12 protein-coding genes are annotated in these 15,539 nt (G+C 71.6%); 5 read left to right on the top strand and 7 right to left on the bottom strand.

The genetic code is table 11. From position 1 onward, the window contains the following. Positions 1-110 precede the first annotated feature (110 nt). Genes AB0K36_RS03030 through AB0K36_RS03045 form a run of 4 tightly spaced genes read left to right on the top strand, consistent with a single transcriptional unit; the run spans position 111 to position 4,510 of the window. Complete coding sequence (locus AB0K36_RS03030) at positions 111-1,010, top strand: NTP transferase domain-containing protein (protein WP_364587385.1); 900 nt, start codon at positions 111-113, stop codon at positions 1,008-1,010. Further along, positions 1,007-2,434, top strand: coding sequence for a molybdopterin molybdotransferase MoeA (locus tag AB0K36_RS03035; protein ID WP_364587388.1), 1,428 nt, complete (start codon positions 1,007-1,009; stop codon positions 2,432-2,434). The genes AB0K36_RS03030 and AB0K36_RS03035 overlap by 4 nt, the downstream gene beginning before the upstream one ends. Next, positions 2,431-3,510: a potassium channel family protein gene (locus AB0K36_RS03040; protein WP_189473223.1), complete on the top strand. Its 1,080-nt coding sequence runs from the start codon at positions 2,431-2,433 to the stop codon at positions 3,508-3,510. Before AB0K36_RS03035 ends, AB0K36_RS03040 begins: the two co-directional genes overlap by 4 nt. Positions 3,511-3,520: 10 nt before the next feature. Continuing rightward, entirely contained in the window at positions 3,521-4,510 is a 990-nt protein-coding gene (locus AB0K36_RS03045; RefSeq protein WP_364587391.1) for an NAD(P)H-quinone oxidoreductase, read from the top strand. A gap of 240 nt (positions 4,511-4,750) precedes the next feature. Here AB0K36_RS03045 and AB0K36_RS03050 read toward each other — a convergent pair whose 3' ends face one another. From AB0K36_RS03050 to AB0K36_RS03075, 6 genes are all read right to left on the bottom strand, one after another. Further along, the gene (locus AB0K36_RS03050) at positions 4,751-5,293 is read right to left on the bottom strand and encodes a bacterial proteasome activator family protein (RefSeq protein WP_189473225.1); all 543 of its coding nucleotides are present in this window, start codon (positions 5,291-5,293) and stop codon (positions 4,751-4,753) included. 145 nt (positions 5,294-5,438) lie between these two features. Next, on the bottom strand, positions 5,439-8,303 hold the full coding sequence (locus tag AB0K36_RS03055; RefSeq protein ID WP_364587394.1) for an ABC transporter permease: 2,865 nt from the start codon (positions 8,301-8,303) through the stop codon (positions 5,439-5,441). Beyond that, entirely contained in the window at positions 8,300-9,061 is a 762-nt protein-coding gene (locus AB0K36_RS03060) for an ABC transporter ATP-binding protein (RefSeq protein WP_189473227.1), read from the bottom strand. Before AB0K36_RS03060 ends, AB0K36_RS03055 begins: the two co-directional genes overlap by 4 nt. A gap of 398 nt (positions 9,062-9,459) precedes the next feature. Next, entirely contained in the window at positions 9,460-10,101 is a 642-nt protein-coding gene (locus AB0K36_RS03065) for a PadR family transcriptional regulator (RefSeq protein WP_364587397.1), read from the bottom strand. Positions 10,102-10,185: 84 nt separating this feature from the next. Next, positions 10,186-10,761 (bottom strand): hypothetical protein, encoded by a 576-nt coding sequence (locus AB0K36_RS03070; RefSeq protein ID WP_364587400.1) that lies wholly within the window; start codon positions 10,759-10,761, stop codon positions 10,186-10,188. A gap of 185 nt (positions 10,762-10,946) precedes the next feature. Beyond that, positions 10,947-12,551: a protein kinase domain-containing protein gene (locus tag AB0K36_RS03075; RefSeq protein ID WP_364587403.1), complete on the bottom strand. Its 1,605-nt coding sequence runs from the start codon at positions 12,549-12,551 to the stop codon at positions 10,947-10,949. A gap of 370 nt (positions 12,552-12,921) precedes the next feature. Between AB0K36_RS03075 and AB0K36_RS03080 the strand changes: the two genes are divergently transcribed. Beyond that, positions 12,922-14,475, top strand: a complete 1,554-nt coding sequence (locus AB0K36_RS03080) for a protein kinase domain-containing protein (RefSeq protein ID WP_364587406.1) — start codon at positions 12,922-12,924, stop codon at positions 14,473-14,475. A gap of 52 nt (positions 14,476-14,527) precedes the next feature. Here AB0K36_RS03080 and AB0K36_RS03085 read toward each other — a convergent pair whose 3' ends face one another. Further along, on the bottom strand, positions 14,528-15,535 hold the full coding sequence (locus tag AB0K36_RS03085; protein WP_364587409.1) for a phosphotransferase: 1,008 nt from the start codon (positions 15,533-15,535) through the stop codon (positions 14,528-14,530). Between the last annotated feature and the right edge of the window lie 4 nt (positions 15,536-15,539).

Raw genomic sequence — 15,539 nt, forward strand, 5'->3', positions numbered from 1 at the left:
AGCCGCGGAGCGCCCGCGGCGGCGGTGAGTATCCGCCGCGGAGCGCCAGCGGCGGAAGAGAGATCGAACCGGGCCTCCCCGCCTGCCGGATCGCGGACCATACTTCAGGAATGACCGCGACTACCGCGTACGACGCCATCGTGCTCGCCGGAGGTGCCGCCAAGCGGCTCGGCGGGGTGGACAAGCCGGCGGTGAGCGTGGGCGGGCGGGCCCTGCTCGACCGCGTGCTGGCGGCCTGCCGCGACGCCGGCCGCACCGTGGTCGTCGGCGGGCGCAGACCCACCCCGCGCCCCGTCGTGTGGGCGCGCGAGGAGCCAGCCGGGGGCGGCCCGCTGGCCGCGCTCGACGCCGGCGTACGGCAGACCGCGGCCGAGTCCCTCCTCGTGCTCTCGGCCGATCTACCGTTCCTCTGCGAGGGGACGGTGCGCCGACTGGTGGAGGCGCTCGCCGCGCGGGACGGCGAGGGAGTCGTTCTGACCGACGCCGACGGCCGTGACCAGCCCCTGGTGGCCGCCTACCGCGCCGAGCCCCTCCGACGTGAACTTGCTCTCCTCGCAACCGAATACGGGAGCCTTTCCGGGCTGCCGCTGCGTCTACTGACCCGGGAACTCGACCTGGCCCGGATCGATGCCGACCCTCTCGCCTCCTTCGACTGCGACACCTGGGAGGACATCTCAACAGCCCGGGCCCGCATCAGGGAGCATGTGTACGTGCTGGATGAATGGATCAACGCAGTCAAGGACGAACTCGGCATCGAGCTGGACGTCGACACCCATGTCCTTCTCGACCTCGCCCGCGACGCCGCCCACGGCGTCGCGCGCCCTGCCGCACCACTGACCACCTTCCTGGTGGGCTACGCGGCGGCCAAGGCGGAGGGGGGACCCGAGGCTGTCGCGGAGGCCGCCCGTAAGGCGGCCGCGCTGGCTGCACGCTGGGCCGAGGAGGCGGAGCAGAGCGCTCGGCCGGACGACCCGGCACCGGACGCGAGTGGTGGTGACGCGGCCCGATGACCGGTCGCGACAGCCAGTCCGCGGCAGCCCCCGGCAACGAGCAGCCGCCGGGGCCCTCCGCCGGAGCGGCACCGCCCGACACGGGCGACCTGGACGGTGTCGACGAAGCACTGGCCCTGGTCGGTCCGAGGCCGGACGACGGAACCGGCCCGGCCGCCGACCCGGTCCCTCCCACCGGTGGCGGCCCCGGCCCGCACCGCCGACGTGCCGCCGCGTGGCCCGCTGCACGGGCCCGGGCCGGGCAGGCCGGCCATGCAGCCGTCCCCCGTACCCGCCGCGTGCCGCTGGACGAGGCGCTGGGGCAGGTGCTCGCCGAGCCGCTTGCGGCACTGTGCGACCTTCCCTCCTTCGACACCTCCGCCATGGACGGCTGGGCGGTCGCCGGCCCGGGACCCTGGACGCTCCGTGGTGACGGCTCGATCCTCGCGGGCCACGGCGACAGCGGGCCGCTGCCCGACGGAACGGCGGTACGGATCGCCACCGGCGCGCGTATCCCACCGGAGACCACCGCGGTCATCCGCAGCGAACACGCCCGGGTCGACGCAGCCGCGCAGCAGCTCCACGCCGATCGTGAAGTGACCCCCGGACAGGACATCCGCCCTCGTGGCCAGGAGTGCCGGACGGGCGACCGGCTGCTGCCGGCCCTGGCCGTGGTGACACCGCCGGTGCTCGGGCTCGCAGCCGCGGCCGGATACGACGAGCTGCTCACGTTCGCCCGTCCGCGCGTGGAGATCCTCGTGCTCGGCGACGAACTGCTCGCCTCCTCCCTGCCCCACGACGGCCTGATCCGTGACGCCCTCGGGCCGATGATCGGCCCATGGCTGCGTGCCCTGGGCGCGGAGGTACTGGCCACACGCCGTCTCGGGGACGATGCCGAGGCCCTCCACAGGGCGGTCACCACCTCGGAGGCGGACGTGGTGGTCACCACCGGCGGTACGGCGGCCGGCCCCGTGGACCACGTTCATCCGGTCCTGCGGAAGGCGGGGGCGGAACTGCTGGTCGACCAGGTCGCCGTACGGCCCGGCCATCCGATGCTGCTGGCGCGGCTTGCTACAGGGAAGTACTTGGTGGGCCTCCCGGGCAACCCACTGGCCGCCGTCTCCGGTCTCCTGACGCTGGCCGAGCCGCTGCTGCGCGGGCTTGCGGGCCGGCCCGCTCCCGCGCCGTACAGCGCCCCCGTGAAGGACGAAGTGCACGGCCACCCGCACGACACCCGGCTCGTTCCCGTCGTGCACCGGGACGACCAGCTGGTCCCTCTGCACTACAACGGCCCGGCGATGCTGCGAGGCACCGCGGCGGCCGACGGGCTCGCAGTGGTCCCGCCGGGAGGCGCGAGAGCCGGTGACGAGCTGGAGGTTCTCGATCTCCCCTGGGCCACCTTGGCGCCTTGGACCCCATCGGACACGGGAAGGTGTTTCACGTGAAACTTCCCGGCCAGGACGCCATGGCCCGGCACGCCGATGAGCACCTCGTCAGCGGCCGTGTGAAACTCCCCCGGCGAATCGTCGAGCGTCCGCTGCGCCAGGTGAGCAAGCGGCTGCTGATGGCGTTGATGGTGCTCGCCATCACGGTGTTCATCGTCTGGACCGACCGAGCCGGCTACCACGACAATTCGGACGAGAAGGTCACGTTCCTCGACGCCGTCTACTACGCCACGGTCACCCTCTCCACCACCGGCTACGGAGACATCGTTCCGTACAGCGACGGGGCACGGCTCACCAACGTGCTGCTGATCACGCCGCTCCGCGTTCTCTTTCTCATCATCCTGGTCGGCACCACTCTCGAGGTCCTCACGGAACGCACCCGGGAGGAGTGGCGGCTGAACCGCTGGAGGTCCAACTTGCGCGAGCACACCGTCATCGTCGGCTTCGGCACGAAGGGACGATCGGCGATGCAGACGCTCTGTGCCACAGGGCTGAGGAAGGACCAGATCGTCATCGTCGACCCGAGCGCCAAGGTGATCGAAGCCGCCAACGCGGAAGGATTCGTCGGCGTCGTCGGCGACGCGACCCGCAGCGACGTCCTCATCCGTGCCGAACTGCAGAAGGCCCGGCAGATCGTGGTCGCACCCCAGCGGGACGACACCGCGGTGCTGGTCACCCTCACCGCCCGCCAGCTCAACCGCGGCGCGAAGATCGTCGCCGCGGTCCGCGAGGAGGAGAACGCCCCGCTGCTGCGCCAGTCCGGGGCGGACGCAGTGATCACCAGTTCCGGCGCGGCCGGACGGCTCCTCGGCCTGTCCGTCCTGAGCCCCAGCGCGGGAACGGTGATGGAGGATCTGATCCAGCAGGGCAGCGGCCTCGATCTGATCGAACGTCCGGTGATAAAGGCCGAGGTGGGCCGCAGTGTCCGCGAGACGGAAGACCTGGTCGTGTCCGTGCTGCGCGGCCACCGCCTGCTGGGATACGACGACCCGGCCGCGAGCCCGCTGCAGCTCACCGACCGGCTCATCACCATCGTGCGGGCGCAGAACGACTCCGCACCGAACTCGTCCGAGTAGCCTCGCCGCCATGTATGCGATCACGATTCCTGAGCCCGGCGGTCCCGAATCCCTGGTCTGGGCGGAAGTTCCCGATCCGGTGCCCGGCGAGGGGGAAGTCCTCGTCGATGTCGCAGCGAGCGCGGTGAACCGCGCCGATCTGCTGCAGCGGCAGGGCTTCTACGACCCGCCGCCGGGCTCTTCCCCGTACCCCGGCCTGGAGTGTTCGGGCCGGATCTCGGCCGTGGGACCAGGTGTCTCCGGCTGGGCCGTCGGCGACGAGGTGTGCGCGCTCCTGGCGGGCGGCGGCTACGCGGAGAAGGTGGCCGTGCCCGCGGGGCAGTTGCTGCCCGTCCCGGACGGCATGGACCTGATCACGGCCGCCGCGCTGCCCGAGGTGACGGCGACGGTGTGGTCGAACGTGTTCATGATCGCCCACCTGCGTCCCGGCGAGACGCTTCTCGTCCACGGTGGCGCGAGCGGCATCGGCACCATGGCCGTGCAGCTGGCCAAGGCCGTGGGCGCGCGGGTGGCCGTCACCGCGGGCAGCCCCGAGAAGCTGGCGCGCTGCGCCGAGCTGGGCGCGGACATCCTGATCGACTACCGGGAACAGGACTTCGTCGAGGAGATCGGCAAGGCCACCGGCGGCGCCGGCGCCGACGTCATCCTCGACATCGTCGGCGCGAAGTATCTGGACCGGAACGTGAAGGCGCTGGCCGTCAACGGCCGGCTCGCCGTCATCGGTCTCCAGGGAGGTGTCAAGGGCGAGTTGAACCTCGGTGCGCTGCTGCGCAAGCGTGCCGCTGTCACGGCCACATCGCTGCGCGGCAGGCCGCTGGGTGAGAAGGCGGCGATCGTGGCCGCCGTACGCGAACACGTCTGGCCCCTGATCGGCGGGGGACGTGTGCACGCGGTCGTGGACCGCAAGGTCCCCCTCGCGGACGCGGCGGAAGGCCACCGCGCGCTGGAGTCCGGTGACCATGTGGGCAAGGTACTGCTGATCGCGCCCGGGCGGTCCTGAACAACCTCCCGGTCAGGGGAGTCGGGCAGACACGCGACGAGGGCCCGGCCACCGACAGGTGACCGGGCCCTCGTGCCGAGACCGGACCGGGCTCGTGCCGAGACCGGACCAGGGCCCTCGTGCCTGAACAAGACCGGACGTGCGGGCCGGATCCGGGACCGGGCCGCATGTGCGGGCCGGACCGGGACCGGACCGGACGTGCGGCCCGATCAGAGACCGGACCGGACGTATGGTGCCGGACTAGAGGTACGGGCCGGAGCGGATCGCGCCGTGCTGACCGCCCTCGTCGTCCTCGTTGGACCCACCGGGCGGCAGTGCGCGCCGCATCTGCTCCAACTGGGCCCGTGCGGCCATCTGCTGGGCGAACAGCGCCGTCTGGATCCCGTGGAAAAGACCTTCGAGCCAGCCCACCAACTGGGCCTGCGCGATCCGAAGTTCCGCTTCGGACGGAATCGCGTCGTCCGTGAACGGGAGGGAAAGGCGCTCCAGTTCCTCCACGAGCTCCGGCGCGAGCCCGTCCTCCAGCTCCTTGACCGAACCGGCGTGGATCTCCTTGAGCCGGACCCGGCTCGCCTCGTCCAGAGGAGCTGCCCGTACTTCCTCGAGCAGCTGCTTGATCATGCTGCCGATGCGCATGACCTTCGCCGGCTGCTCGACCATTTCCGTCACCGGGACCTCGCGCGACTCATTGTCACCGTCACCCTGGCTGAGGGCCATACCGTCCTGTCCCACGACGAGGACGTGTGGGCTCTCCTGCGACCGTTCATTCCTCGGCATCTCCATGCCGCCATTCTCTCGTACATGCGCGTAACCAGACGTGTGCCCCCGTAGGAGAGTGATCCACCCTCCTACGGGGGCACAAAACTGCTGGACATCGACCCGCCGGGACAGGTTTATCCGGTCGGCGCCGGATGCCCTGGGGGCGTGATCAGGCGGCCTCGCGCCGGGCGAGCGCGCCCCGGGAGCGGGTGACCAGGGCCGCCAGGAGGGCGGCGCCCACCGGAACGGCGACCAGCAGAGCGGCCAGCGTCTCCCACGGCACGACGATCGGGACGTACGGCACCGAGTCCAAGCCGCCCCAGCCCTCGTCCAGAGCCTGCTCGTACCAGGCGCGCTGCTGACGCTCCTCGGTGAGCCTCAGCCCGATCGCCGGCAGTACGCCGGCCGCCGAGCCGAGGACGACGCCCATGGCGGCCACCACCCCGCACTGGAAGCCGCTGAGCGTCCTGCGGACCCTCGGCGGGGCTCCGACGGCGGCGAGGGTCTTCAGGTCGGCCTCTGCGTCCGCCTGGGCCAGTCCGGTGGCGATGCCCGCCGCGCCGATCGTGATCAGACCGGCGAACACCGTCAGCGCCAGCAGGACGATGCCGTTGTCGCTGGTGTAGCCCTCCTCGATGTGAAGGCTGACCTCGGCGCCCGTCTTGTCCAGCTCGCCGTCGAGCCGCTGCCGCTGCTCGGTGCTCGGCATCTTGTCCGTCGAGAAGTACGCGCCGAGCGGCACCGTGGTGAGTCCCGCCGACTCGGCCGCGGCGGGCGAGAGCAGAGCGGAGAGGCCGTACGAGTTCGTTTTCGCGTCAGCCGTGTGAGCGGTGAAGGTCTTGATCTCGCCCGGGGGCTGTTGGCCCTTCTCGGCGGCCCTGTCGGCCGCCTCGATGTCGGTGATCAACCGGATGCCGATCTCGCCCTTGCTGTCGATGTTGCGCTTGTCGAAGGACACGATCTGTCCGGCCGCCAAGGCCTTCTCAGCGGCGGGATCGTCGATGCCCAGCACCTTGAGCAGCTTGGCGTCCGCGACGGTCACGCCGCCGTCGACGTAGGCCCCGCCGCCGTCACCCGCCTTGCAGCGCCAGTCCTCGGCCAGCTTGCGGCGTTCCTCCTTGCTGAACTTCTCCGAGGGGTCCTGGTCCGGGTGCGCCGGGTCCACGGCCCACAGCGGGCACTCGTTGGCCTTGGGCACGATGATCTCGTACCGTCCGCACCCCTCCCCGTCGGCGTACATCCCGCAGCCGGCCCTGCCCACGGAGATCCGGTCGACGTCCGCCCGCACGTCCACGGGCAGCAGCTTCTGTACGGTGCTCCGCACGCCTGGTACGTCGCGCCCGCCGCCCTCGTCGATCGTCATGGAGACGGCGCCGTGCGGCAGCTGTGCCTGGTACTGGGCGGCGCCCTCGGCATCAGCGCTCGCGGCGTAGGTGGCGACGGCCACCGTGCCCGCGACGGCGGCCAGCACCGCGGCGACGGCGGGAGCCGTGCGTCCCCGGTTGCGTACGGCGTCGCGCAGGGCGAGCCGGGGGGAAAGCGGCAGGATCCGGCCGATCCGGCCGAACAGGCCCACCAGGGCGGGAGTCAGCGCGACCACGCCCAGCTCGGCCAGGGCACTGCCGCCGGCGACGATCGCGAACTGGTCGGTCATCGTCGACCCGTACAGCGCGATGGAAGCACCGAGAGCCACCGCGATCAGACCGATGACCGGCAGGACACGGCTGCTGCGGCGGACGCCTCGGCGGCCGGTGAGCGAGGCCAGGACAGTCTGCCGCGACGCGGTCACGGCAGGGACGACCGCGGCCAGCAGACCGGTCAGCACGGCGAGCAGAGCGATACCCAGCAGCTCGAGCGGCCGGATGTCGAAGTGGCCGAAGCGCTTGCCCAGGTAGCCCTCGAGTACTGGTTGCAGCAGGAAGGTCAGGGCAAGTCCGAGGACCGTGCCCACGACAGCCGCCGCGACGCCGATCACCAGACCGCCACCGAGAACGATGGCCCGGATGTGCCGGCGGTCACCGCCGTTCGCCCCGACCAGGCCGAGCTGGCGGCGGGAGCGCCGGGCGCCCACGGCGAAGGCAGGGCCGGCCAGCAGGCAGATCTCCAGCATGGCGAGGCCCACGACGGTGCCGACAGCGGCGAGCGCCGCCGCCTTGGCGGCCGTGCTCTCCTCGAAGTTCCCCCAGCCTTCCTCCTGGAAGAGGGGCACCTCGGAGTCGGCCGGCGGGTTCAGCGCCACCGCCCGTGATTCGACTGTCACACCCTTGGTGTTGATGTCCTTGACGATGTTCCACGTGAAACCGCCGGGAACGGTCGCAAGCAGCGTCGTGGAAGGCGAAGCGCCGGACAGTCCCGCTGTTTCCAGCGCCTTGTCGAGCGGCGCGAGCATGGCACCCGGCAGGGCGTTGACCTGGTCCGTGTCCAAAGCGTTGGGGAGTTCGTACGAGCCGACGATGCGGTACGCGCGCTCGAATCCGCGAGCGGTGAGCGTGGAGCCCACCTTGAGGCCGCTGCTCTCGAGGAAGTGCGTGGTCGCGGCCACCTCGTCGGGCTTCTGCGGCAGCCGGCCGCTGACCACGTCCAGGATGCCCTCGGCCATCGGGTCGGACGCGTTCAGCTCACGGATCTCCGTGTGCAGCAGACCGTGTGTCGTGCGGAGCTTTGCGGAACCGACCGTGTCCTTCAGCGTCTTCGCGCCCGCGGGCAGGGCCTTGGTGATGTCCGCCTTCCCGTCGGGCCACGGCTTGCCGTCGAAGTCGCCGACCGGGTTGTAGTTGCTGCCGTCCGGGGACTGCATGAGCGGTACGCCGCCCAGACCCGGGTCGGAGATCCTGCCGTCGGCGGCACCGAGCGAGCGCTCGAGGCCCTGTTCGGTGGAGAGTTCCGCACTGCGGACGGTCAGGTCCGCGGCGCTCACACCGAGGATGGGCAGGGCGATCATGGCCAGGACCAGGAAGCTGCGGCCCTTCGAGCGCCAGGCGTCGCGGCGCGCGATCCGGATCGCGGCGCGCCAGGAGTGGTACCAGGTGATCACAGCTCGGCCGCCTGGCCGGAGAGCAGGGAGTCCGCCTGACTGCGCACGGTCTGGTCGACGACCGCGCCGTCGCGCAGGAACACCACTCGGTCGGCCCAGGCGGCGAAGCGCGGCTCGTGGGTGACCAGGATGCCGGCCGCGCCGGCGTCGCAGCGGGAACGCAGCAGGGCGAGCACGGACTCGCCGGTCTCCGAGTCCAGAGCACCGGTCGGCTCGTCGGCGAGCACGAGGCGGCGGTCACCGACGAGGGCCCGCGCGATGGCCACCCGCTGCTGCTGGCCGCCCGACATCTCGTCGGGGAAGCGGTCGGCGAGGTGTCCGAGGTCCATCTCCTCGAGAGCGGCGACGGCTTCGCCACGGGCCTTCCGGGCGGAGATGCCGTCGAGCTCGCGGGGCAGGGCGACGTTCTCGGCGGCGGTGAGCGCCGGGATGAGGTTGTAGTCCTGGAAGACGTAGCCGATGCTGCGCCGGCGCAGAGCGGCGAGCGTCTTGCGGTCGGCGGTCGTGATGTCGGTGTTCTCGACGATCACGCGTCCGGAGGTCGGGGCGTCGAGGCCGCCCGCGATGGTCAGCAGCGTCGACTTGCCGGAGCCGGACGGGCCCATGACGGCGACGAGTTCACCTGGGAAGACGTCGAGGTTGATACCGCGCAGGGCATGCACCTCGGTGGCACCGCTGCCGTGCACACGCGTCAACTGCTGGAGTTGCAGCACCGGTTGCTGTGCAGGCTGAGGCTGCTGTGACAGCTGATCGGACATAGGTGGAGTCCCCCTTGGTCGGGCGCGTACACACGAGCGGGTGTACGGAGAGGTGAGTGGCCGGCCGGGTGGGCCGATTCGGGTCTGTGGGCCGCGCCGCGGCCGAGCGGCCGGTGCGGAGCGGATGTTCGCCCCTGCGCCTGTGGCGGCCGGCCGGAGCGGGTGCCGGCCCGGTGTGGCGTCCGGCACCCGTCCGATGCCCACCCCCGGGCCTGGTGGCCGTCGAGGGGCGGTGGCCTGAGCGGACGAGCGGTGCCGGCCTGTGCGACGTGCGGTCCGTGCGGCGGACCGGGGCCGGGGCCCTTCGTGGCGGATGCTTCCGGCTCGTCGAACCGGAAGAGCCGGAAGAGCCGGAAGAGCCGGAAGAGCCGGAAGAGCCGGAAGAACCGGAAGCGGGCCTAATCGGGCCGCGCCGGACGGGTGCCCGCCGTGGTCGGGTGCGCCGACGGCGCGGCGGCGGGTGGGGCCGGGGCCGGTCCCGTTCCCCGCCCGGCCGCCGCCGAGAGCCTGATCAACCGCACCTCGCAGTGGTCGAGCCAGCGCGCCTCGGCCTCCGTCTGGAAGATCAGCTGCTCCAGCACGAGCAGCCACGCCACGTCGTCCCGCTCCCGCGAGCCCCCGCCCTCGATCGCGGCGAGCGCCTGCGCCTTCAGACGGGTGTAGTCCTGCATGGCGTTCACCGTGTGGTGGCGCTGGGACTGGATGACGGCACGGATGTCCACGCCCGGTGCGCCGACCGCCATGGCGAGTTTGATGGCCAGTTCGTCGCGGGGCGGACTGCTGCGGTCCACCGGCGTCTCGAACCAGTTCCTGAGCTCCGAGCGGCCGGCGTCCGTGATGACGTACAGCGCGTGCCCGGCCTCGTCCTCGCCGTTCTGCGCGACCATCCCGTCGCGTTCCAGACGGTTGAGGGTCGTGTAGACCTGGCCGACGTTGAGCGGCCAGGTGGCGCCCGTGCGCGACTCGAACTCCGACCGGAGCTGGGAGCCGTAGCGGGGGCCGTGTTCGAGGAGGGCGAGTAGCCCGTGCCTGATGGACATACTCAGTATGTATACCGAGTATGCCGATGGTGGCAACCATCGCTGGAGGGACTCACGGCGTCCCCCTTGAGAGGGACACAGGAGTCAGCGGCGGCGCAGACGCATGCCCAGGAAGCCGATACCGAGGCCCATCAGGGCCATGCCGATGCCCAGGGAGAGCGGTGAGATCTGGTGGGCGACGGGCACCGGCGCGGCCTGGGGTGCCTGGTGGCGGGCGGCGGCGGGCTCGCTTCGGCGGGGGCCGGAGGTCGGCGCGTTCCAGGCGTCGGCGGGCGCCTCCGTCTCGGGTGCCCCGTCCTCCTCCGGAGGGGCATCCTCCGAGTACCGTCCCGTGCGGGACGGCCCGTCGTGGTGCGGCCGGGGCGGCGAAGCCGGCGCCGAGGACTTCGCGGGGGCGCCGGTCCCCGACGGCGACACCGCCGCGGCGGGACTGCCCGAAGGCGTGGCGGAAGGACTCACGCTCGCGCTCGGCGACGGCGTCGTACGACGGCCTGGGCGCTGGCGCCCTTCCCCCGCCTGCCGCCCCGCGAGCGACTTGGAGACGGAAGGTTCGGGGGACGCCTCCCGTGGCTGCCGTTCCCCGGCGTGGGCGGCCGGAGTGGCCAGCAGGAGAAGCGAAGCGACGGTGATCGCGCATCGAGTGCGCAGCGCTGGAGTCACCGGATGACCCCTCCCGTGCCGAGTCGTCGTCACCGACATATCGGAGTCAGCGTCACATGACGCCCTGTCTCCGGCATCTCGGGCATCGGCTCGCCCGGGGCCGTGGGGACGGCGACGGCCCGGTACGCAGGGCGCGTACCGGGCCGTTTGCTTCGTGAGGTGTCCCTGAAGGACCTCCGCAGGGGCTACTCCGGATAGCCGGTGGAGACCTCGAGGTCGAACGTCGCGTCGTCCTCCGACACCTCGACGTCGGCGCCGGGGAACTGGGTCACCACGACGCCCTCGCCCCATTGCGCGTTCGGCACGTCCTTGACGTTGACCTTCCAGCCGGCCGCCTGCGCGCACTCCTTGACCGACAGGATGTCCTTGTAGACGAAGTCGGGGGCCTGGACCTTGGACGGGTCGTCGTAGCCCTCCTGTGCGTCCGAGCACTTCGTCTTGTCGATCTTCCGCTGGCGCTCCGGGCCCTTGTAGCCGGCCTGCTGCGACTCGCCGGCCGTCGGGTCGCCGCCGGCTCCGGTGCTCGGATCGTCGTCCTTGTTCATCGCGATCGCGGTGATGAGACCGCCGACCGCGAGCAGAGCCACGGCGATCGCGCCCACGATCACCGGCATGTTCCGCCTGCCGCCGCCACCGCTGCCGCCGGTCGTGGCGGGCTGCGGAGAGATCGTGTACGGCGGCGGGGTCGAGACCGCCGGAGCCGGTGTCTGGTACGCCGGGGCCGGCGTCGGGTAGCCGTAGTGCGGCGCAGGGGCCGGCGTGGGCGGGCCGTAAGGGCCGGGCTGGTAGGGCGTCTGGACGCCGCTCTGCGGGGGCGGGGCCGACTGGTCCAGAGGCGGGAAGACGGCCGAACCGACTCCGGCGCCGCTGCTCGCCGGCGCGCCGCTGATGATCACGGGCGCGCCGGTCTGTCCGGCGCTCGCGACCCGGGCGCACTCGTCGCGCATGGCCGCGGCGCTCGGAAAACGCTCGTTCGGGTTCTTCTTCAGGGCGCGGGCGACGAGCGCGTCCATCGCGGGGGTGACGGACCGGTTGACGGTGGACGGCGCGACCGGCTCTTCCTGGACGTGCGCGTACGCGATCGCCAGCGGCGAGTCCGCGTCGAACGGCAGCCGGCCGGTCAGCAGCTGGAAGAGCATGATCCCGACCGAGTACAGGTCGGAGCGGGCGTCCACACCGCGTCCGAGGGCCTGCTCGGGGGAGAGGTACTGCGGGGTGCCGACGACCATGCCCGTCTGCGTCATCGACGTGACGCCCGACTGCATGGCGCGGGCGATGCCGAAGTCCATCACCTTGACGATGCCGCGCTTGGTCATCATCACGTTGCCGGGCTTGATGTCGCGGTGGACCAGGCCCATCTCGTGGCTGGTCTCCAGGGCCGCGAGAACGTCGGCGGTGACCTTGAGCGCCTTGTCGGCGGGCATCGCCCCGTACTGCTGGATGTCGGCGGCCAGGACGGATCCCAGCGGCTGCCCCTCCACGTACTCCATGACGATGTACGGCATCAGCGAGCCGTCGAGCTCGTCCTCGCCGGTGTCGAAGACGGACACGATGTTGGTGTGGGACAGCTTGGCGACGGCCTGCGCCTCACGCCGGAACCGCTCGCGGAACGACTGCTCGCGCCCGAGTTCCGTGTGGAGCGTCTTGATGGCCACCTGGCGGTCGAGCGCGGAGTCGTAGGCCAGGTAGACGGAGGCCATGCCGCCTTCGCCGAGAAGATCGCGAAGCTGATACCGGCCGCCCGCCACGGAACCACCCGCATAGCGGCCCTGCGCGCCGTCCTGGCTCATGACTGTGCATCCCCCTCGGCGCGGTGGCCCGACGGCCCGGTCCGCGATGGTTCGCAATTGCTTGCCGATCCTTGTCTCGAGGACCGAGAAACCTGGACCGTGATCCCGTATTACGGGGCAAGTCTGCCGCAGGGGTCCGACACGTCAAGCCAGGTGCCCGTTCCGTGACCGTACGCACAACAAGCGTCTCGGAAGCGTTACAGGAACAGCATGGAATTTGCACGGCTCCGCGCCCAGCAGGTTTGATGGCCGGTCTCTCTCGAAAACCGGCCTGCCGCGCCAAGGCTGTAGCGTGACGTGGCACAGCATCCCGAGAAATGACACCCCGCAGGCAGAGTACGCACGCGGACAGATACGACGGCGAGGACTGATGGCACCCGAACCCGGAGCAGACGGCAGCGGAGTGCCGGATTCTGCGGACGCCTGGGGTGTCGGCGGACTGGTCGGCGACGGCCGCTACCGCCTGACGCACCGTCTCGGCCGCGGCGGCATGGCCGAGGTGTTCGCGGCGGAGGACGTACGGCTCGGCCGTACGGTCGCCGTCAAGCTGCTGCGCCCGGACCTGGCAGAGGATCCGGTCTCCAAGGCCCGCTTCACCCGTGAGGCGCAGTCGGTCGCCGGCCTCAACCACCATGCGGTGGTGGCCGTCTACGACTCCGGCGAGGACGTGGTGGGCAGCCAGACCGTCCCCTACATCGTGATGGAGCTCGTCGAGGGGCGCACCATCCGCGACCTGCTCGTCAACGCGGACGCGCCGCCGCCCGAGCAGGCCCTGATCATCGTCTCCGGCGTCCTCGAGGCCCTCGCGTATTCGCACCAGCACGGCATCGTGCATCGCGACATCAAGCCCGCCAACGTCATCATCACCAACTCCGGTGCCGTCAAGGTGATGGACTTCGGCATCGCCCGCGCACTGCACGGCGCCCAGTCGACGATGACCCAGACCGGCATGGTCATGGGCACCCCCCAGTACCTCTCCCCCGAGCAGGCGCTGGGCAAGGCCGTCGACCACCGTTCCGACCTGTACGCGACGGGCTGCCTGCTGTACGAACTGCTCGCGCTGCGGCCCCCGTTCACCGGTGAGACGCCGCTCTCGGTCGTCTACCAGCACGTGCAGGACATTCCCGTGCCGCCGTCCGAGGTCTCGGACGTGGTGCCGCCCGAGCTCGACGGGCTGGTCATGCGCTCCCTCGCGAAGGACCCGGACGACCGGTTCCAGAGCGCGGAGGAGATGCGCGGACTGGTGCAGTACGGGCTGCAGATGCTGCAGCAGCAGGGCAGCCACAACGGCACCTGGAACACCGGCCCGGTCCAGCTCTACGACGGCGGCGGCACCCCGGCGAGGGGCATGACCGGCGCGACCGCGGCGCACCCGGTGCACGGTGAGACCTCACAGGGCCCGATCCTCCCCCCGATGAACCCGAACGACGGGGGCTACGACGGCGGTTACGGCGCCGGCCGGCGCGGCGGCAACGGCGGCCGGGGCAAGGTGTGGCTGCTCGCGGCCCTTGCGGTGGTCGCGGTGGTCGTGGGCATCGCCTTCGCGCTCGACAGGGCGAACGACGACGGCGGTCCGAAGCCTGGGGACGGCAAGACGGTTTCCGAGACGCCGTCGACTCCGGAGGAGTCGCCCACGCCGACCGAGGAGGAGACCGAGCCGACGGACGAGCCCGACACCTCCACGGGCGGTAACCAGCAGCCGTCCTGGACCCCTTCGGACGTGCCGTCGTTCACGCCGAGCACCCAGCCGACACCGTCCTGGACGCCGTCCCCGACGGGCAAGCCGACCGACCCGACGGGCAAGCCGAGCGAGCCGACGGGCAAGCCGACGGCGACGACGCCGACGGAGGACCCGCCCCCGACCGAGTCGGGCGGTACCACCGAAGGCGGCGGCATCGTGGAGGGCGCCGAAGGCGGCGAATGACGGGCCGGATCCGGTCCTTCCAGGTCCGGCCCCGTACCGCTTGCCGCGGCTGTCACCCGGCGAAGGCGTCGCACACCGCGTCGTACTCCTTCGTCCACCACACCGCCAGGGCCGACACCGCGGGGAACTGCGGGTCGGCCCTTCGGTCGTGCAGCTGGTAGCGCCAGCGCAGTATCCAGAAGTCGTTGAGCCGCTCCCACCAGACCCGGTGGACAGCGGCCCGCAGTTCGGCCGGGTCGGCGCCCGCGGCACGCCGGTACGCCCGTGCGTAGGCCCGCACCTTCGTGAGCTCCAGCCTGCCGGCCGGGAGGACGAAGAAGATCGCCGCCGCCCGCACCGCCTCCTCCGCCCGTGGCTGGACCCCGAGCCGGTCCCAGTCGACGATCGCGGCCGGCTCGGCCCCCCGGTAGAGCAGGTTCAGCGGGTGGAAGTCGCCGTGCACCCAGCCGCCCGCGCCGCCCGGCGGCGGCCTGCGCCCGGCATGGCGCTCCAGCAGCGTGCGCCGCTGCAGGAGGCGGTGTTCCGCGAGGGTGTCGAAGGAGTCGCGGGGCCGGGCCGACCTGGCGAGCTCCAGCAGCTCGTCGATGAGGCTGAACGTCTCTTCGGGATCGGCGCTGACGTGCTCGGTGTGACGGGCGGCGCCGTCGTCCATGACCTGCGCCAGGCACGTGTGGACCAGGCCGAGGAGCGATCCGAGCCGCCGTGACTGGGCGGTGCTGAGCTGGGCGCCGTTGCGGTGACGGCCCTCGATCCAGGGGTGCAGGGCGTAGCAGTGGCCGTCGATCACGGCGACCGTGTCACCGCCCTGGTCCTCCAGAGGCGGCGCGACGGGCACGTCGAGGGCCTGGAGCCGCTGGGTGGCGCGATGCTGCCGCGCGATGGCCTCGTGGTCGCCGTCGAGGTGGTGCTTGAGGAAGTACGCACCGCGGGTGGTCGCCAGGCGGTAGCCGCGGTTGAGGAGCCCCTGGGTGACGGGTTTGCAGGAGAGGGGCTCGCCCGCGTTCTCGTAGCGGCGCAGAAGCACGGAGAGGGGCGGAGCGGTATCAGATGAGCGCGGCACCCGC

The sequence above is a fragment of the Streptomyces kurssanovii genome, from assembly GCF_040677245.1.
Taxonomy (GTDB): domain Bacteria; phylum Actinomycetota; class Actinomycetes; order Streptomycetales; family Streptomycetaceae; genus Streptomyces; species Streptomyces kurssanovii.